15 protein-coding genes and 1 pseudogene are annotated in these 16,901 nt (G+C 67.2%); 7 read left to right on the top strand and 9 right to left on the bottom strand.

What is annotated here, in order from left to right; all coding sequences use genetic code 11:
* Positions 1-87 precede the first annotated feature (87 nt).
* Positions 88-489 (top strand): hypothetical protein, encoded by a 402-nt coding sequence (locus tag IEW49_RS02645; protein WP_188641225.1) that lies wholly within the window; start codon positions 88-90, stop codon positions 487-489.
* Here IEW49_RS02645 and IEW49_RS02640 read toward each other — a convergent pair.
* Genes IEW49_RS02640 through IEW49_RS02630 form a run of 3 tightly spaced genes read right to left on the bottom strand, consistent with a single transcriptional unit; the run spans position 486 to position 3,900 of the window.
* Positions 486-1,583: a hypothetical protein gene (locus IEW49_RS02640; protein ID WP_188641224.1), complete on the bottom strand. Its 1,098-nt coding sequence runs from the start codon at positions 1,581-1,583 to the stop codon at positions 486-488. The two genes, IEW49_RS02645 and IEW49_RS02640, sit on opposite strands and share 4 nt — an antisense overlap.
* 21 nt (positions 1,584-1,604) lie before the next feature.
* A complete protein-coding gene (gene ubiB / locus IEW49_RS02635; RefSeq protein WP_188641223.1) occupies positions 1,605-3,158 on the bottom strand; it encodes a 2-polyprenylphenol 6-hydroxylase in 1,554 nt (517 codons plus the stop codon).
* A gap of 4 nt (positions 3,159-3,162) precedes the next feature.
* Complete coding sequence (locus tag IEW49_RS02630; protein WP_188641222.1) at positions 3,163-3,900, bottom strand: class I SAM-dependent methyltransferase; 738 nt, start codon at positions 3,898-3,900, stop codon at positions 3,163-3,165.
* Positions 3,901-3,955: 55 nt separating this feature from the next.
* Between IEW49_RS02630 and mutM the strand changes: the two genes are divergently transcribed.
* The 4 genes from mutM to IEW49_RS02610 all read left to right on the top strand — a co-directional run bounded on the left by mutM (position 3,956) and on the right by IEW49_RS02610 (position 7,998).
* On the top strand, positions 3,956-4,768 hold the full coding sequence (mutM, locus tag IEW49_RS02625; protein ID WP_188641221.1) for a bifunctional DNA-formamidopyrimidine glycosylase/DNA-(apurinic or apyrimidinic site) lyase: 813 nt from the start codon (positions 3,956-3,958) through the stop codon (positions 4,766-4,768).
* Positions 4,769-4,919: 151 nt separating this feature from the next.
* On the top strand, positions 4,920-5,180 hold the full coding sequence (gene rpsT, locus IEW49_RS02620; protein WP_188641220.1) for a 30S ribosomal protein S20: 261 nt from the start codon (positions 4,920-4,922) through the stop codon (positions 5,178-5,180).
* Positions 5,181-5,660: 480 nt separating this feature from the next.
* Positions 5,661-7,103 carry a chromosomal replication initiator protein DnaA gene (dnaA, locus tag IEW49_RS02615; RefSeq protein WP_188641219.1) on the top strand — a complete coding sequence of 481 codons (1,443 nt, stop codon included), beginning with the start codon at positions 5,661-5,663 and terminating at the stop codon, positions 7,101-7,103.
* A gap of 130 nt (positions 7,104-7,233) precedes the next feature.
* Complete coding sequence (locus IEW49_RS02610; protein ID WP_188641218.1) at positions 7,234-7,998, top strand: HesA/MoeB/ThiF family protein; 765 nt, start codon at positions 7,234-7,236, stop codon at positions 7,996-7,998.
* On the opposite strand, the gene IEW49_RS02605 is transcribed toward IEW49_RS02610, so the two are convergent.
* The 5 genes from IEW49_RS02605 to IEW49_RS02585 form a co-directional block, all read right to left on the bottom strand.
* Entirely contained in the window at positions 7,995-9,884 is a 1,890-nt protein-coding gene (locus tag IEW49_RS02605) for an ATP-binding protein (RefSeq protein ID WP_229658050.1), read from the bottom strand. The two genes, IEW49_RS02610 and IEW49_RS02605, sit on opposite strands and share 4 nt — an antisense overlap.
* Before the next feature lie 123 nt (positions 9,885-10,007).
* The gene (locus IEW49_RS02600) at positions 10,008-10,760 is read right to left on the bottom strand and encodes a TIGR02186 family protein (RefSeq protein WP_188641217.1); all 753 of its coding nucleotides are present in this window, start codon (positions 10,758-10,760) and stop codon (positions 10,008-10,010) included.
* The gene (locus IEW49_RS02595) at positions 10,757-11,671 is read right to left on the bottom strand and encodes a sulfite exporter TauE/SafE family protein (RefSeq protein WP_188641216.1); all 915 of its coding nucleotides are present in this window, start codon (positions 11,669-11,671) and stop codon (positions 10,757-10,759) included. Before IEW49_RS02595 ends, IEW49_RS02600 begins: the two co-directional genes overlap by 4 nt.
* 81 nt (positions 11,672-11,752) lie before the next feature.
* Positions 11,753-12,859, bottom strand: a complete 1,107-nt coding sequence (locus IEW49_RS02590; RefSeq protein WP_188641215.1) for a hypothetical protein — start codon at positions 12,857-12,859, stop codon at positions 11,753-11,755.
* Positions 12,856-14,256: a glycosyl transferase family protein gene (locus IEW49_RS02585; RefSeq protein ID WP_188641214.1), complete on the bottom strand. Its 1,401-nt coding sequence runs from the start codon at positions 14,254-14,256 to the stop codon at positions 12,856-12,858. The genes IEW49_RS02590 and IEW49_RS02585 overlap by 4 nt, the downstream gene beginning before the upstream one ends.
* Before the next feature lie 128 nt (positions 14,257-14,384).
* Between IEW49_RS02585 and nhaA the strand changes: the two genes are divergently transcribed.
* The gene (nhaA, locus tag IEW49_RS02580; protein ID WP_188641213.1) at positions 14,385-15,614 is read left to right on the top strand and encodes a Na+/H+ antiporter NhaA; all 1,230 of its coding nucleotides are present in this window, start codon (positions 14,385-14,387) and stop codon (positions 15,612-15,614) included.
* Positions 15,615-15,620: 6 nt separating this feature from the next.
* On the opposite strand, the gene IEW49_RS02575 is transcribed toward nhaA, so the two are convergent.
* Positions 15,621-16,058 carry a VOC family protein gene (locus IEW49_RS02575; protein WP_188641212.1) on the bottom strand — a complete coding sequence of 146 codons (438 nt, stop codon included), beginning with the start codon at positions 16,056-16,058 and terminating at the stop codon, positions 15,621-15,623.
* 187 nt (positions 16,059-16,245) lie between these two features.
* Between IEW49_RS02575 and IEW49_RS02570 the strand changes: the two are divergent.
* Positions 16,246-16,898, top strand: a pseudogene (locus IEW49_RS02570) (SIMPL domain-containing protein).
* The last annotated feature ends 3 nt before the right edge of the window (positions 16,899-16,901 follow it).

The following is a 16,901-nucleotide window of genomic DNA, read 5'->3' as shown; positions in this document are numbered from 1 at the left end:
ACTATTCCAGCGCCCAATATTCCGGCACATTGCCACGCCGCGCCCGATGGGCCACGGTAAAGACCGACCATCGGGAGACTAGATTACATGCGGCTCATCCTAACCTTCCTCATCGTTGCGGCAGCCATAATCGACTTGGTTATCGGAATCGGGTTTTTCCTTAACCCGGTCTCCGCGGGGAGCGATTTCGGCCTGGTTCCCGCGGGCGAGCAGGGCCGCGCTGTGCTCCGCGCGGACATGACCGCCTTTTTCATCACCGCCGCGATCTTCATGGTGTGGGGCGCGTGGAAGCGGCGCGGCGACCTGCTGCTGATGCCGATCGCGCTATTCGGCGTCGCCTTCATCGGGCGTGGGCTGAGCGCCGTCGTTGACGGGACCTATGACGGCTGGTGGCTCCCGATGCTGGTCGAGGCCGCGCACGTGATCGTGCTCGCCTATGCCCGGCTGGCGCTGCCGCACCACCGGGTCGAGGAAACGGGCGAAGCCTAGGCGACGCTAGGAAACGCGCTGCGCCAGAGCGAGCGCAACGCCATCGGGGCCATCGCCAGCCCTGCGAACATCGCCGGGGCGACCACCATGCCCCAGTAGAAGTTCTCGTTGCGCCCCGCGATCATGAAGGCGAGGCCGTAGCCGAGCGAGAAGAACGTGAGCGTGCGTCCCGCGGGGCTTTTCCACCCCGCCCAGCCGAGGATCATCAGGAACACCAGCGGTCCGGCGAGAGAATGCGGCAACCAGCGCAAGTTCGACGACAGCACCACGTTGCCGATCCAGCCCTGCAGCCCGCGCAGCGTCAGCCACGACGGACCGACCGGATCGCCCGGGCGCACCAGCCCCGCGATGATGTGCAGGTGGATCAGCAGCGCGATCGCGAAAAGGATCGCCAGCGCGCTCCACGCCGCGCCTTCCTTCCAGTCGCGCCGCCAGAATGCCATCGCGCCGAGGAGTAGCACCACCGGCAGCACCGTCTCGCGGATCGCAAGCGCAAACGCCAGAACGGCGAGCGACCAGCCCCAGCGCCCCGGCCGGTGCAGCCCCAGCGCCAGCGCGACCAGCAGCCCCGCCCACAGCTCGTGCATTGCGAAGAAATAGCGCGCGAGGCCGAGCGAGACGCCGACCAGTACCAGCGCGCTCCCGACGAGACGGAAGTTCTCTCCCCCGGGTTCGTCGCCGAAGCGGCACCACCACGCCCACACCGTCAGCGCCATCAGCGCCAGCCCGATCGGCACCATGCCCCCTTCGCCGACAAGGGCGAGGATATAGGCGAGCGTCGGAAGCCGCACGGCGAGGCCGGGTTGCAGGGGGAACGGCAGCTTGCGGTGTTCCTCGGCGATGACGTCGTAATACTGCTCGCCGCCGCGCAACCGCTCGACCACGTTGTCGTAGAGCGTGAGGTCGTCGTCGCGCGGACGCTCGGGATTGTCGCCGGTTAGCGAGGGAACGTCGGCCGCCTCGCCGGTCTTCGAATCGGGCGACGGGGTCAGCGCCGCGAGCGCGAGGACCAGCGCGACCGCAAACAGCAGCAGCCGCGCCGGACCCTTGCGCCAATGCGCGAAGCGATCCCAACCCGGTGCCTTGTCCGTCATGCCCCTCCCCCGAAGCGCGTCCTAGCCGATCCAGCCCTGTGCCGCGGCGAGCCAGGCGACCGCTATACCGGCCGCGCCCGCGAGCAGATAGCCCGGCCAGCGGCGTGGCTCCCGGCTGCGCTCCCACACCAGTTCGACCTCGGGCAGCGGCGGCGGTTCGGGCGCGCCGCCCTTGGGCGGGTACTGCTCCTCGAGTCGGCGAATCAGCGCCGGGATTCGCAGCAGCGTCTCGGTGTCCTCGCGCAGGCGATCGGCCAGCGCGGCCTCGGGGCCGAGCTCGTCGCGGATCCAGCCGCGCACATAGGGCGCCGAGACGTCCCACATGTTGATCTCGGGATCGAGCTGGGTGGCGATCCCCTCGACCATCACCATGGTCTTCTGCAGCAGCAGCAGATGCGGCTGGGTCTGCATGTCGAAATCGCGGGTGATCGCGAACAGCCCGTCGAGCATCTGGCCGACCGACAGCTCGCTCACCGGCTTGCCGCGCATCGGCTCGCCCACGGCGCGGAGCGCGGTGGCGAATTCCTCGACCGAGTGGTGCGAGGGAACGTATTGCGCCTCGAAATGGATTTCGGCGACGCGGCGGTAATTGCCCGTGGTCAGCCCATAGAGGATCTCCGCCAGCCACGCCCGCGCGCGGCGGTCGATCCGGCCCATGATACCGAAATCGATCGCGACGATCGTTCCGTCGGCCTGCACGAACAGGTTCCCCTGGTGCATGTCGGCATGGAAATAGCCCGCTGCGATCGCCTGGGTGAGGAAGGCGAGAACGAGCCGCCGCGCGAGTTCGGGCAGGTCGTGCCCCGCGGCCTTGAGCGCCTCGGTGTCGCTGATCTTGATGCCGTCGATCCACTCGATCGTCATCACCCGGCCATTCGTGCGGTCCCAGTCGATCCCGGGCACGCAATAGCCCTCGTATCCCTTCATCGATTCGGCGAGTTCGGAAGCCGACGCCGCCTCGCGCCGCAGGTCGAGCTCGCGCAGGGTCCAGCGCTTGAAATTGGCGATCGTCAGCGCGGGCCGCAGCCGCGCCGCCTCGCCGCCGAGCGCCTCGACATGCGCGGCGGCCCATTCATAGGTCTCGATGTCCTTGGCAAAGCGATCGCGGATGCCCGGGCGCAGCACCTTCACCGCGACGTCGCGGCCTTCGATCGTGGTCGCGCGATGGACCTGCGCGATCGAGGCCGAGCCGACCGGTTCGGGATCGATATGCGCATAGAGCGTGTCGATCGGCTGGCCGAAGCTAGCCTCGATCTCGCGCCTGATCGCCGCGAACGGCACCGGAGGGAGCGAATCCTGCAGGCTGAGCAGATTGCGGGCCGCCGCCTCGCCCACGAGGTCGGGCCTGGTGGCGAGCGACTGGCCGAGCTTGATCGCGGCGGGACCGATATCCTCGAACGCGCGCGCGTAATTGGGTTCGGAGGGCTGGATCGCGCCGAACCGCGCCAGCCGCGCCACGCGCTTGACCGGCATAGGGGTCTGCGGCGCCTGCTCGATCGGGCGCAGCGCGCCGTGCCGTGCGAGCGTCCGGCCCCATTTCAAGAGCCGCCAGAGATGCGTTCTCGGTCGTGTCACTGCGCTAGATCTTCCAGCCCGAATGGATCGCGACCACGCCGCCGAGGACCGGCTCGACCTTGACCTGCGCGAAACCCGCCTCGCGGATCATATCGGCGAATTCGGGCATCTTGGGGAAACGGCGGATCGATTCGACGAGGTAGCGATAGCTCTCCTCGTCGTCCGCGATCGCCTTGCCGAGCTTGGGCACGATCCTGTGCGAGTAGACGTCGTAGGCCTGCTTGAAACCGGGCCAGGTCGGGGTCGAGAATTCCAGGCAGAAGAACCGCCCGCCATGGCGCAGAACTCGGTGCGCCTCGCGCAAGGCGGCGGGAATGTCGGTCACGTTCCGGATGCCGAACGCAATCGTGTAGGCATCGAAGCAGCGATCGGGATAGCTCAGCGCACTGGCGTCCTGCCGCGACCAGACGAGGCCCGAAATGCCACGCTCCATCGCGCGCTCGACGCCGACGTCGAGCATGTCCTGGTTGATGTCGGCAACCGTTACCGCGGCCCCGCGCGCGGCCATGCGGAAGGCGATGTCGCCCGTGCCGCCCGCCATGTCGAGCACCGCCTCGCCCGCGCGCGGCTTCACCCGGCGGACGAACTGGTCCTTCCACAAACGGTGCATGCCGCCCGACATCGCATCGTTCATGATGTCGTATTTCGATGCGACATTGGAGAACACGTCGCCCACGCGGCGCGTCTTCTCTTCGGGCGCGACTTCTTCGTAGCCGAAGGAAACGGTTTCGGTTTCGCTCATGCGCAGCGCCTTAAGGGGAATTGCAGCTCGGGCAAAGGGTGTTAGGGCCTATCTTATGCCCGAACTTCCCGAAGTCGAAACCACCGTGCGCGGGTTGGCGCGCTATCTCGAGGGCGAACGTGTCACCCGGGTGGTGCTAAACCGGCCCGACATGCGACGGCCCTTCCCGGCCGATCTGGTGCAGGCAATGACCGGGGCGACGATCACCTCGCTCGGGCGGCGCGCCAAATACGGACTTCTCCATACCGATCGCGCGCGCACGCTTGTCTTTCATCTCGGCATGAGCGGGCGCTGGCGGATCGACCCGGCGGAGGACGAAGCGCACGACCACTTGGTGATCGAGACCGAGGGGCATCGCTTCGCGCTCAACGATCCGCGCCGCTTCGGCTCGGTCGACCTCGTCGATACCGCCGCGCTCGACGCATGGTCGCCGTTTGCAGCGATGGGACCAGAACCGCTGGGCGAGTCGCTGACGGTCGCCCATTTGCGCACCGCGCTCGCCGGAAGGAAGCAGGCGATCAAGCTGTGCCTGCTCGACCAGCGGATCGTCGCCGGGCTCGGCAATATCTATGTCTGCGAGGCGCTGTGGCGCGCGCGGATCAATCCCAAGCGCGCGGGCGGGCAGGTTTCGAAAGCCGCGCTCGGACGGCTCTTGCCAGCGATCCGCGAGGTGCTGACCCAGTCGATCGCCGATGGCGGGTCGACCTTGCGCGATTACGCCCAGCCCGACGGCGCGCTCGGCTATTTCGCAACCCGCTTCGACGTCTATGGCCGCGAGGGAGAGCCGTGTCGCCGCGGTGACGGAAGCATCCGCCGCTTCGACCAAGGCGGGCGGAGCACCTGGTATTGCCCCAAATGCCAGCGTTGAACCGCGTTTTCCTTGACCCGCGCCCCGGTCGAGGCTAGGGGCCGCGCTTCTCGCGCCGGTTCGCTTGCGATTCTGTGCGCGCGCACCATATCGGACACCAGAATTTGAACGGATCGCCCGGCATCAGCGGCGATCGACACGAAGGACAGACATGGCCAATACGCCGCAAGCCAAGAAGCGCATCCGTCGCAACGAGAAGCGCGAAACGACGAACATGAATCGCAAGAGCCGCATCCGCAGCTTCATCAAGAAGGTGGAGACCGCGTGCGAGGCCGGCGACAAGAAGGCCGCCGCCGATGCGCTGCAGGCCGCGCAGCCCGAAATCTATCGCGGTGTCGCCAAGGGCGTGCTGCACAAGAACACCGCTTCGCGCAAATACAGCCGGCTGACCAAGCGCGTCGCCGCGCTCTGATTCGCCGTCACGGCTAACCGATTCGCGACCCGCAACCGGGCAATCCGGTTGCGGGTCGAAACCGGGCTGGAACAAAACACGAACTTAACATATGTGTACTGCACAATGACGCCGCGCAGGGCGTCACCCGAATCGTGGATTTTCAACGATTCGTGTTTTGCGCCCTGCACCAAACAAATGAAATTTCAGCCCTTTTTCGAGGGCTGACGGATTCCTGCGGGCCCCGGGCTGTCAAGGCGCTTTATTTAAAAAAAGTGTCATCTTCGGCATTGTCACCAGCTGTGATTTGCACTTACAAAATAGTCCTGCCGGCGACGATCTCGGGTCCGGCGACACACAGGATTATCTTATTCGGGAGATGCGCGGGGGCGTATCCCTGCCAGTCGGCTCCGCAACCAATCCGCGCGGAGTCGATGGATAGTGCTGCACGCAACAAATTCAGCCCTTGGACGCGGGCTATTAGGGGGATGAGGCAACGCGATGGCTAAGGTAGAACGCGAACCAACGGCTGAAGAACTCGAAGCGATGGGACTTCAGGCGGATTGGGCGGATATTTCCACCGGCCTTCGCAAGGATCTTGGCGCGCAGCTCTTCTCGCAGTGGATCAAGCCGATCCAGCTCGGCGGCCTGTGCAAGGAGACGGGCACGCTCGACCTCTTCCTGCCGACCGAATTTTCGGCCAACTGGGTCGCCGATCGTTTCGCCGACCGGCTGAGCCTGGCGTGGAAGATCGCGCGCGGCGACGTGAAGAGCGTGCGCATCCAGGTTCATCCTGGTCGCCGCGAACTGTCCGAACTGCGTCTGGGCGAAGACAGCAAGCGCGCGCCGGCCAACGACCACGGCCTCGACTCGTCCGCCATCGCGCTCGCCAGCGGCCAGGTCGGCACGCTCGGCCAGAGCACGGTCGGGCTCGATCCGTCGCAGACCTTCGACAGCTTCGTCACCGGCGATGCCAACGTGCTCGCCTGCAACGCCGCCCAGCGCATGGCAGCGACCGAGACCCCGCAGTTCTCGCCGCTCTACCTCAAGGGCGCGACCGGCCAGGGCAAGACCCACCTGCTGCACGCGATCGGCCATTCCTATCTCGCCAACCATCCGCGCGCGCGCATCTTCTACTGCTCGGCCGAGCGCTTCATGGTCGAGTTCGTCCAGGCGCTGCGCCAGAACGAGATGATCGAGTTCAAGGCGCGGCTGCGCGGCTTCGACCTGCTGCTGGTCGACGACATCCAGTTCATCATCGGCAAGGCTTCGGCGCAGGAGGAACTGCTCTACACGATCGATGCGCTGCTCGCCGAGGGCAAGCGCCTGATCTTCGCCGCCGACCGCGCCCCGCAGGCATTGGACGGGGTCGAACCGCGCCTCCTGTCGCGCCTTTCGATGGGCCTGGTCGCCGATATCGCCGCGGCCGACATCGATTTGCGCCGCCTGATCCTCGAAGCGCGGCTCAAGAAGTTCGCCCCGCTCGAAGTGCCGGGCGACGTGATCGAGTTCCTCGCGCGCACGATCACCCGCAACATTCGCGAACTGGTGGGCGGGCTCAACAAGCTGATCGCCTACGCCCAGCTGACCGGGCAGGCCGTCTCGCTCCAGCTCGCCGAAGAGCAGCTGACCGATATCCTCTCGGCCAATCGTCGCCGGATCACGATCGACGAGATCCAGCGCACCGTGTGCCAGTTCTACCGCGTCGATCGCGGCGAGATGAGCTCGCGCCGCCGCGCCCGCGCGGTGGTCCGCCCGCGCCAGGTCGCGATGTACCTGTCCAAGGTCCTCACCCCGCGTTCCTATCCCGAAATCGGGCGCAAGTTCGGCGGGCGAGACCACTCGACGGTGATTCACGCGGTTCGCCTGATCGAGGACCTGCGCAAGCGCGATGCCGACATGGACGGCGACGTCCGCTCGCTGCTGCGCCAGCTCGAGAGCTGATCGAACGCTGCAACCGGCTACCGGCGGTGGATTTCGCTATCCACCGCCGGACCACCGGCTTTCCACCACGAAGCCACAGACCGTCCCTGCGATATCGACAGGGCTGTCCTCACGCGCCTAAAGCGCTGGCATGGCTCTCGCTCCCGATCGTCTCGACCGTTTCGCCCGCCAGATCATCCTGCCCGAGATCGGCGGTGCCGGACAGGTCGCGCTGGCGAACGCGCATGTGGCGCTGGTCGGGTTGGGCGGGATCGGATCGCCCGCGCTGCAATACCTCGCGGGTGCGGGCGTGGGCCGCTTCACGCTGATCGACGACGACGGCGTCTCGGCGAGCAATCTCCAGCGCCAGATGCTCTACGGCGAAGGCGATGTCGGGGCACCCAAGCGGGCCAAGGCGGCGGCCTGGCTACGCGAATTCGATCGCCAGCTCGAAGTCGAGACCTTTGGCGAGCATGTCGACGCCGGATCCGCGGGCCGCGCGATCGCAGGCGCCGACCTCGTGCTCGACGGGACCGACAATTTCGCCACCCGCCTCGCAGTCTCCGATGCCTGCGTCGCAGCCGGTATCCCCTTGCTCTCGGCCGCGGTGGCGCGGTTCCAGGGACAGGTCGCGGCCTTTGCCGGGCACCGGGCCGAGCAACCATGCTATCGCTGCTTCGTCGGCGACGCGTTCGACGCCGACGATTGCGACACCTGCGCCGAAAACGGAATCCTCGGCGCGATGGCGGGCTGGGTCGGCAGTTTCGCCGCGATGCGGGCGATCCGCGTCCTGCTCGACGGACATGCGGGTTTCGGCGACCCGCAATGGGGCCGCCTGCATATCCTCGACGGGATTGCGCCCGGCATGAAGACGATCCGGATCGCAAAGGATCCGGATTGCAGGGTGTGCGGCTAGCGCCCCTGCGAGCGCCAGCGCGCCACGGTCCGACCGACCGATTCCTCTTCGCCGCCGCCATCGTTCCACAGCGCTGCGAAGCTCGGGTCTTCCGACGCCGGGCGCTTGTGTTCCTCGAGCGTGTCGAAGCTGACCCGCACCGGGATCGAGACGCCCTCGCCGCAGATGATGCATTCGCGGTTGCGCAGGGCGGGGATCGAATCGAGAAAGCCGCGCGCGCCTTCGGGCATCGCGGCCTTCACGAAAGCCTGGTCGCGATCGTTGTTGAGGCGCATCGAGATGATCGTGCCGCACTGCGACAGCACGCCTTCGGCGAGGTCCGACGGGCGCTGGGTGATCAGCCCGAGGCTGACCCCGTATTTGCGGCCTTCCTTGGCGATGCGCGAGAGGATGTTGCCGACCGAGGATCCGTCGGCGTTCTTCTCGTTGGGAACGTAGCGGTGCGCTTCCTCGCACACGAGCAGGATCGGGCGCGTCTTCTCGTCGCGCGACCAGATCGCGTAGTCGAAGGTGAGCCGCGAGAGCACCGCGACCACGGTCGAGGTGATGTCCGACGGCACGCCCGAGACGTCGACGATCGAGATCGGCTTGCCTTCGGCGGGCAGGCGGAAGATCTTGCCGATGAATTCGGCCATCGTGTCGCCCACCAGCATGCCCGAAAACATGAACTGGTAGCGCGGATCGGCCTTGAGCTCGTCGATCTTCGACTTGATCCGCATGTAGGGAATCGAGGAGCTCGCCTTGTCGAGCTTGCCCATCTCGTCCTGCAGGATCGAGGTGAGGTCCGACAGCAGGTAGGGGATCGGCGAATCGACCGTCAGCTTGTTCATGCCTTCGGCAAGCCGGCTCTTCTGCCGCGCCTTCAACAGGCAGCGGGCGAGAATGTCGGCATCGGTCTGGCGTTCGTTGCCGCGGGTGGTGAGGAACACCTCGCAATGCTCGTCGAAATTCATCAGCCAATAGGGCATCTGCAGATTGCTGACGTCGAAGATCATCCCGGTCTGCCGGAACGCGGCCGAGTATTCGCCGTGCGGGTCGATCATCACGATGTGGCCTTCGGGGGCCGCCTGGCAGATCCGGTGGAGGATCAGAGCGGCACCGGTGGACTTACCGGTACCGGTCGAGCCGAGCAGCGCGAAGTGCTTGCCCAGCATGGCATCGATATAGAGGCCCGCGCGGATGTCCTTGGTCGGGAAGACCTTGCCGATCTGGACGTTGGCGCGCCCGTCGCTGGCGTAGATCTGGCGCAGATCGTCGCTGGTCGCCGGGAACACTTCGGATCCGGGCACCGGGTAGGTGGTAACGCCGCGACGGAAGCCGGTGAGCCGTCCGGTCAGCCGTTCCTCGTTGCCTTCGCCGAGGAAGTCGATCGCGGCGACGATCCCGCCGGCGACGCTATCGTCCTGTTTCTGCGTGCGGACGCTGGCGAGCAGCCAGTTCTTGCCGACGCGGATCTTGACCTGGCTGCCGACCTGGCCCGCCAGCATGATCGAAGGGTCGTCGTCTTCGCTGCAGGCATGGAGCCGGTTGAGATCGAGCAGGATGCGCGAGCCCGACCCGGCGATCTCGACGACCTTGCCGATCGGGGTGGTGGCGTTCGCGCCGAGCGACGAGGAGGCCTTTTCCGGCCCGCTCGCTGGGCGAGGTTTTCGATCCGCGGGCGCGGCGACCACGGCTTCGAGCGTCTCGGCGGATGGGCGGCTGGCCTGGCCCGGCCCGGCCGCCGGTTGATCGCGGCGGGGTTGCGGGGCCTCGGGGCGCGCGACCGCCTCTTCCAGATGGCCCGGCCGACCGCGCTGCGCCGCGCGGCGCAGCCGATCGAGCGAGGGGTCGTCCCCATCGCCTGTTTGCTTTTCGGGCGGGAATTTTCCGCTCATTTCGGTCATGCGTGATCCCTTGTCGCCGTGTCCATGGGCGCTTTGTCTCATTCGGGACCTTGGCCGAAACCGGTTAATTTCTAGCTAATTACGAATGCGCGGGGGCACGGACCAGCGCAGTACTGCGGCGGATCAGACCAGCGCGAACAGGCGACCGGCCGCCCACCCCATGAAAATCGACAGAAAAACCGCGAACAGCCCGTACCAGACCTCTTCGTTCTCGGCGTAATCGGCGACCCGTTTCTCGAACCCGACCTTGCGCACCTCGACCCGCGCGATTTCGGAGACCAGCACCCGCCCGCGCGAGATTACGAAGGTCTCGGCGGTATAGGTCCCGGTCTCGACGCTCGAGGGCAGTTCGAAGCGCGCCTCGTAGAGCACCCCGCCCTTGACCTGCACCCCGCCTTCGACCTGCTGGTAATGCCCCTCGCCGCGGCGCCGCTCGACCAGCCCGGCGGCAATGCGCGCCTGTTGTTCGGGATCGATCGCCCCGATCGGCGACAATTGCAGGTAGGGCAGGCCAAGTTCGTAGATCGCGGCCGTCCGCGCATCGACCACCGCGGCGATCTCGCGCGAGCTGGCGACGGCATAGAAACTCGGCACCGAACGGAATTCGGCGGCATCGACGTTCATCCAGATACCCGCGACCTGCTGCTTTTCGCGCACGACCACCGAGCTTGTCGGGCCCTTGAGCACGACGACCACATCGTAGGGCTCGGGCGGCGCGCCCTGTTCGGGTGGCAGGATCGCACCGAACAGCAGCAACTCCGTCCCGGTGAAGCCCTGGCGGACCGCGATCTCGTCCTGCGACACGGACGGGACAAGCTGTGGGTCGCGCGCGCCGGTCAGCGCGAGCAGCGCCAGCAAGGCGATCAGCACCCTCACAGCGGGGCCACCGTGTAGACCTCGTCGGGCGAATAGAACAGCTGGAGCACCATCCGCACGGCGATCGCGAGGACCACCACCGCGAGCACCAGGCGCAGCACTTCGGGCTTCGATTTCTGCGCCAGCGAGGCGCCGATCTGCGCGCCCGAGACCGAGCCCACCAGCAGCAGCGCCGCGAGCACGATATCGACCGCCTGGGTGGTGATCGCGTGCATGAAGGTGGTGACCATCGTCACGAACAGGATCTGGAACAGCGAGGTGCCAACCACCACGCCCGCGCCCATGCCGAGGAGGTAGAGCATCGCGGGGACGAGGATGAAGCCGCCGCCGACCCCCATCAGCATGGTGATGATCCCGACCACGAGGCCCAGCAGCAGCGGCGCGAGCGGCGAGATGTAGAGGCCCGATTTGTAGAACCGCATGCGCCACGGCAGGCTGGCGACCAGCGGGTGGTGGCGTCGTCGCGCTGCCTTGGGTTTCGTCCCGCCTCGCCCGGCGGTGACCGCGCGCCAGCCGTCCCTCGCCATGAGCGTGCCCATCGATCCGAGCAGCACGACGTAGAGGAAGGTGATGATCGTATCGATCTGGCCGAGCGCGCGCAGCCATTCGAACAACACCGCTCCGATCCCGGTCCCGATCGCGCCGCCGACCACCATGATCCCGCCCATCCGGTAATCGACCCCGCCGCGCCGGTGATGCGCGAAGACGCCCGACACGCTCGCGCCGGTGACCTGCGAGGCCGCGCTGGCGGCGGAGACGGTCGGCGGCACGCCGTAGAAGATCAGCAGCGGCGTCGTCAGGAACCCGCCGCCCACGCCGAACAGGCCCGACAGCATCCCGGTGATCGTGCCGAGGGCGACAATCAGGAGGCCGTTGACCGAGAGGTTGGCGATGGGAAGATAGACGTCCATGGGCTCGGCCTGCCCCTACCCCAGCGGGGCCCGCGGCGAAAGCGCGCGAACGCAACATTCGGCGATCAAAATGGCGGCGCGTCAGAAACTGGCGGAGATCGTCAGCGCAGGTCCAGAGCCGGGTGCTGCATCGCCCGCAACGCGGATCCGGTAATCGGCCTCGACGCGCGCGGTGAGTTGACCGGTGGCGAGCGTCATGGCGGCGGAGGGGCCGACATCGACCCGGGCCGCGCCCTGCTGCGCCCCGCCCCATATGCCGCCGCCCGCCGCCAGCCGGAAACCGCCGCCCGAAGCCAACGCCTTGCGCAAGGTCAGCCTGCCATCGGCAAAGCCGGTCGCATCTTCGCCTCCGACATAACCGGCCTGTCCATAGGCATCGGCTTCGAGCCCCAGCATGTCGGACCTTACGCCACCGACGAGCATCGCCGCGGGTCGCACCGCGACCCGTCCATCGCGTTCGGTCGCCCGCAACTCGGCCTGCGCGCGCACCGGCCATCCGGCGAAGGGACGGATCGAGAGGCCCGCGGCCAGCTCGGCCCGCGAGGCGCCGTCGGGAAAGCCGGTCGCGCGGGCATAGGCCCGGGGGGCGAAGCGGCTCCCCGGGGCCAGGCGATAGCTCAGCAGGACACCGGCCTGGCTGGCCCCGTAAGACGCCGGCGTGACCGCGGCGCTCCCGCGACCGTCTGGGCGCAACAGCAGCCACCCGTCGAGCGACCAACGGTCGGGCTGGCTCGCACGGCGATCCGATGCGAGCCCGCTCCTCTGCGAAAGGACCCGCGCCCGCCCGATGTCGCTGGCGATGCCCGGGGCCGGGAAAGCGTAGGCGCCGCGCGTCACTGCGGCGATCCACAACAGGTCGTGCGACGCAGCCTCGTCGACCGCGCCGAAGACCGCGCCCCCGGCTTCCGGCGCGATCCCGGGATGCGGGACGAAGGGCAAAGGAGGGAAGGTGGCGCCCTGGGCAGGTCGCGACCAGGCCGTGGGAGGCATCCCCGCTTTCGCAGCGGTGACGATCGGCGGGCGTCGGGGTTCGCCGTCCGCGAGGATCGCGGCGGGCACCGCACGCTCGAGCGCCTGCAGGGTCTCCTGCGGCCAGAACGCGAAGCGCATCCCGATCCAGCCACTCATCACCAGCGCGAGCACGATCAGCGGGCGGCCGCGCGCGGACGAGGACAGGGTCGCCCTCATGTCGGGCTGCCGAGGCGGACGCCGGCGGCCGGATGCACCGCGTGGGTCGTCTTGTCCCAGCGCAGCGCGGCACCGCGCAGATTGCCACAATAGGCGGCGAGCGCGCGCCAGCCGGCCATGATCCCGATCACGTTCGCGACCGGGATCCGCAGGACGGCAAACCCCGCCTCGCACCAGCCATATTCGCGCGCGACGAAGGCGGCCCGCCAGGTCGAGCGCCACAGCACCGACAGCATCAGGAAGGTCGCGAAGGACCACAGCCACGGTGCCCACACACTGTTATCGGCATGCGGTGTCCCGCTCAGCAGCAGCACCGCCTCGATCGCGAGCAGGAGATAGGCGGTCCCCAGCACGAGCGCCGCCATCGGCCCGCGCCGGTCCCGCAGCATCATCCAGCGGTTCGCCCACGAGCCGGCCCAGCCGAGCCGGTCCCAACCCTGGAACGCGATGCCGTGGATCCAGCGCGCCTTCTGCCGCGCCGCGGGCCCGATCTCGTTGGGGAAATAGCTGGTCGTCGCGATCAATTCGCCATTGCTGTCGCGCAGGCGGAGGAAGCGGCTGCCGCCGCCCATCCGCCGGATGCGGAAGCCGAGCTCATAGTCCTCGGTGAGGCTGTCGGCAGCAAAAGGGCCTTCGGAACCGGCCGCGACCAGCAGGCGAAGCATGCCGCGTTCGACCGCACAGCCGACCCCTGCGGCGGGCAGGTCGAGGCCGAGCGCATCGCGCACCACCAGTCCCTTGGTGTGGCTCTCGGCGAATTCGTCGGCGTAGTGCCCCGAGACGAAACGCGTTCCGCCGGCAAGCGCCGGGCGCACCGGCAACTGGACCATCGCGGTCGTGCCGATCGCGCGATCGATCACCCCGATCGCGGCCGGATGCACCATGTCCTCTGCGTCCTGCAGGATGACCGTACGGAACACCAGGCCGTGCCGCGTCTCCTCCCGTTCGAGCGCGCGGTAGAGGCCGTTGAGACAATCGGCCTTGGTCGTCGGGCCGGGCCGGTCGTGGACGACGATGCGGATCCGCGGGTCGTGCGCGGCACCGCGGCAGGCGGCAGCGAAGGTTGCCGGATCGTTGCGATAGACCCCGACGAACAGGCGCAGCTCGGGCTGCGGCCATGCGAGCGAAACCTGCGTCAGCGTGGTCGCGAGGATCGCAGCCTCGTCCCACGCCGCGACGAACACCGCCGTGTGCCCGCTCAGCCGAGGGGGTGGCGGGTCCGCACGGCGGGTCGGGATCCGACCCGTGGCCCGAAGCCACAGCCAGGCAAGATCGACCGCCAGTTCGTCGAGCGCGCCGAGCACGAGCCAGAAGGCCGCGAACAGGAAAAGTTCGCGTTCCAGCAGGCTCAACCAGTGCAGCTGCGGCGCGAGCGGCAGCAGCGCTTCGGCATCCATCGGCAATGCCCCCCATTGCCCCCTCGCATCGTATCCCCCCGCGAGGAGTACGCGATAAGTATCGCTTATGCCCGCTCCATGCAACGATGCCCTTGAAACCCGCCGTCCCCACCGTAAAAGGGCGGCCCATGGCAGAGTCACAGAGCATCGGCGGCGCGCTAAAGAGCGCGTTATACAGGTTCACCTCGATGGAGGCGGCGGCGGGGATCGTCCTGATCGTGGTCGCGATCGCGGCGATGCTGATCGCCAATTCGCCGCTCTATGCCGAATACAAGACGCTGTTCTACGGCAAGCTCGCCTGGACGCCGATCCCCAAGCTCGACGATCTGCATTTGTGGATCAACGACGGGTTGATGGCGATCTTCTTCTTCGTCGTCGGGCTCGAGATCAAGCGCGAGCTGATCGATGGCGAGTTGAACGACGCGCAAAAGCGCCGCCTGCCCTTTCTCGCCGCCGCCGCCGGCATGGCGGTACCCGCGCTGATCTATCTCGGCGTGGTCGGCGACGACCGCTCGCTCCATTCGGGCTGGGCGATCCCGGCGGCGACCGACATCGCCTTCGCAGTCGGTGTGCTGGGCCTGCTCGGGCGCCGCGCGCCATCCTCGCTGCGGTTGTTCTTGCTGACAGTCGCGATCGTCGACGATCTCGGCGCGGTGGCGATCATCGCGCTGGTCTATACCAGCGGGATCAAACTCGCCTGGCTTGCCGCCTCGGTGGTCGTGCTGGGGATGTTGATGGCGCTCAACCGGTTCGGCGTCTACCGCATGCTGCCCTATATCGTCTTGTCCCTCGTGCTGTGGTTCACGGTGCTCAATTCAGGGGTCCACGCAACCGTCGCGGGCGTGCTCGCGGCTTTCACGATCCCCTTGAAGCTCAAGGGGCACGATGATTCCATGCTGCTGCGGATGGAGCATTCGCTCGTGCCGTGGAACGGCTATCTGATCGTACCGCTGTTCGGCTTCGCCAATGCCGGCGTCTCGCTCAAGGGCATGGGTCTCGCCGAAATCCTCGGTCCGCTCCCGCTCGCGATCGCGCTGGGCCTGTTCGCGGGCAAACAGATCGGGATCTTCGGGGCGATGTGGATCGCCGACAAGATCGGCTTCGCGAAACCCCCCGCCGGTGCTTCCGCGCTCCAGTTATGGGGCGTCGCGACGCTGTGCGGGATCGGCTTCACGATGAGCCTATTCATCGGCGCGCTCGCCTTCCCGCGCGACCCGCTGCTGGTCGAGGAAGCCAAGCTCGGCGTGTTGTTCGGCTCGCTACTCTCGGCGGTGCTCGGCTATGCGATCCTGCGCTTCGCGAAATCGCCCGAGCCCGAAGCGGACGACGAGTCCGGAAAGCAGCCCGCCTCCGCCTGAGGACGCTTACCAGCTGCCGGTGTTCTCCATGCTCGCCCAAGGCTCCTGCGGCTCGAGATAGCCATCCTGCAGCAATTCGACCGAGATCCCGTCGGGCGAACGGACGAACGCCATGTGCCCGTCGCGCGGCGGACGGTTGATCGTCACGCCCGCATCCATCAGCCGCTGGCAGGTCGCGTAGATATCGTCGACGCGATAGGCGAGATGCCCGAAATTGCGCCCGCCCGAATAGGTCTCCGGCGCGCTGCCGTCCTCGGGCGGCCAGTTATAGGTCAGTTCGAGTTCGGCGACGCCCTCCTCGCCCGGCGCGGCGAGGAAGATCAGCGTGAAGCGTCCCGCCTCGCTCTCCTTGCGGCGCACTTCCTCGAGCCCGATCAGCTTGAAGAAGTCGATCGCGGCATCGGGATCGGCGACGCGGATCATGGTGTGGAGGTAGCGGGCCATTGCGGCATCCTTTCATTCAAATTCGGTTCATCGCAGCTGAAGCACAGTTCATCGCATGGTCGCGTAACTCCAGCCGGAGAATGTCCCGATGAACGACACTGCCTCTCCCACGCAAGCGCATTCGCGCTTCGCCTTCGACCCTCGCACCTTGAGCCTGCTCGGCGGCGCCGCGATCCTCGCGATCGGCATGGCGCTCGGCGGCTACCTGCTCGGCGACGGCATCCCGCGCGCCAAGGAAGCCGAGCGCGCGGTGACCGTGCGCGGCCTCGCCGAACGCGAAGTGACCGCCGACCTAGCGACCTGGACGATCAGCTATTCGACCACCAGCACCGATCTCGGCGCGGCGCAGGCCAAGGTTTCGCAGGATCGCGCCGCGCTCGAGGCGTTTTTCGCCGAGCTCGGTTTCCCCGCCGACGCCTTGCAGCCCACCGGGGCCAACGTTTCGAGCTACACCGATGACGGGGTGACCCGCTACACGGTGCGCGAACGCCTCGCACTGAGGACCTCCGACATCGAGAAGGCCCAGCAGGCGGTCGCGCGGCAATTCGATATCGTGCGGCGCGGGGTGTTGATCGAGGAAGGCTCGGGCATGTCCTACACCTTCACCAAACTGAACGACATCAAGCCCGAAATGGTTGCCGAGGCGACCCGTGATGCGCGTGCCGCAGCCGACAGTTCGCCGAAGACAGCGGCGCCGATGTTGGACCGATCAAGGAAGCCACGCAGGGCTATTTCTCGATCGACGCGCGCGACGGCGACAGCAGCGGCGGCTGGGGCGCGTCGGACACCCCCTACAAGAAGGTGCGGGTCGTCACGACGGTGAGCTTTACGCTCGGCTGATGA

Origin of the sequence: Pseudoblastomonas marina (genome assembly GCF_014641655.1) — a bacterium.
Taxonomy (GTDB): Bacteria; Pseudomonadota; Alphaproteobacteria; order Sphingomonadales; family Sphingomonadaceae; genus Alteriqipengyuania_A; species Alteriqipengyuania_A marina.
Note: the sequence above shows the minus strand (reverse complement) of the source record. Positions and strands in the feature narration are given on the sequence as shown.

What these genes read in the sequence shown, in the direction of transcription:
- IEW49_RS02575 (WP_188641212.1), bottom strand. Translation starts at nt 16,058, where the DNA reads ATGGCCCGCTACCTCCACACCATGATCCGCGTCGCCGATCCCGATGCC.
- IEW49_RS02585 (WP_188641214.1), bottom strand. Translation starts at nt 14,256, where the DNA reads ATGGATGCCGAAGCGCTGCTGCCGCTCGCGCCGCAGCTGCACTGGTTG.
- rpsT (WP_188641220.1), top strand. Translation starts at nt 4,920, where the DNA reads ATGGCCAATACGCCGCAAGCCAAGAAGCGCATCCGTCGCAACGAGAAG.
- IEW49_RS02640 (WP_188641224.1), bottom strand. Translation starts at nt 1,583, where the DNA reads ATGACGGACAAGGCACCGGGTTGGGATCGCTTCGCGCATTGGCGCAAG.
- IEW49_RS02645 (WP_188641225.1), top strand. Translation starts at nt 88, where the DNA reads ATGCGGCTCATCCTAACCTTCCTCATCGTTGCGGCAGCCATAATCGAC.
- nhaA (WP_188641213.1), top strand. Translation starts at nt 14,385, where the DNA reads ATGGCAGAGTCACAGAGCATCGGCGGCGCGCTAAAGAGCGCGTTATAC.
- IEW49_RS02630 (WP_188641222.1), bottom strand. Translation starts at nt 3,900, where the DNA reads ATGAGCGAAACCGAAACCGTTTCCTTCGGCTACGAAGAAGTCGCGCCC.
- IEW49_RS02610 (WP_188641218.1), top strand. Translation starts at nt 7,234, where the DNA reads ATGGCTCTCGCTCCCGATCGTCTCGACCGTTTCGCCCGCCAGATCATC.
- dnaA (WP_188641219.1), top strand. Translation starts at nt 5,661, where the DNA reads ATGGCTAAGGTAGAACGCGAACCAACGGCTGAAGAACTCGAAGCGATG.
- IEW49_RS02595 (WP_188641216.1), bottom strand. Translation starts at nt 11,671, where the DNA reads ATGGACGTCTATCTTCCCATCGCCAACCTCTCGGTCAACGGCCTCCTG.
- IEW49_RS02590 (WP_188641215.1), bottom strand. Translation starts at nt 12,859, where the DNA reads ATGAGGGCGACCCTGTCCTCGTCCGCGCGCGGCCGCCCGCTGATCGTG.
- mutM (WP_188641221.1), top strand. Translation starts at nt 3,956, where the DNA reads ATGCCCGAACTTCCCGAAGTCGAAACCACCGTGCGCGGGTTGGCGCGC.
- IEW49_RS02605 (WP_229658050.1), bottom strand. Translation starts at nt 9,884, where the DNA reads ATGACCGAAATGAGCGGAAAATTCCCGCCCGAAAAGCAAACAGGCGAT.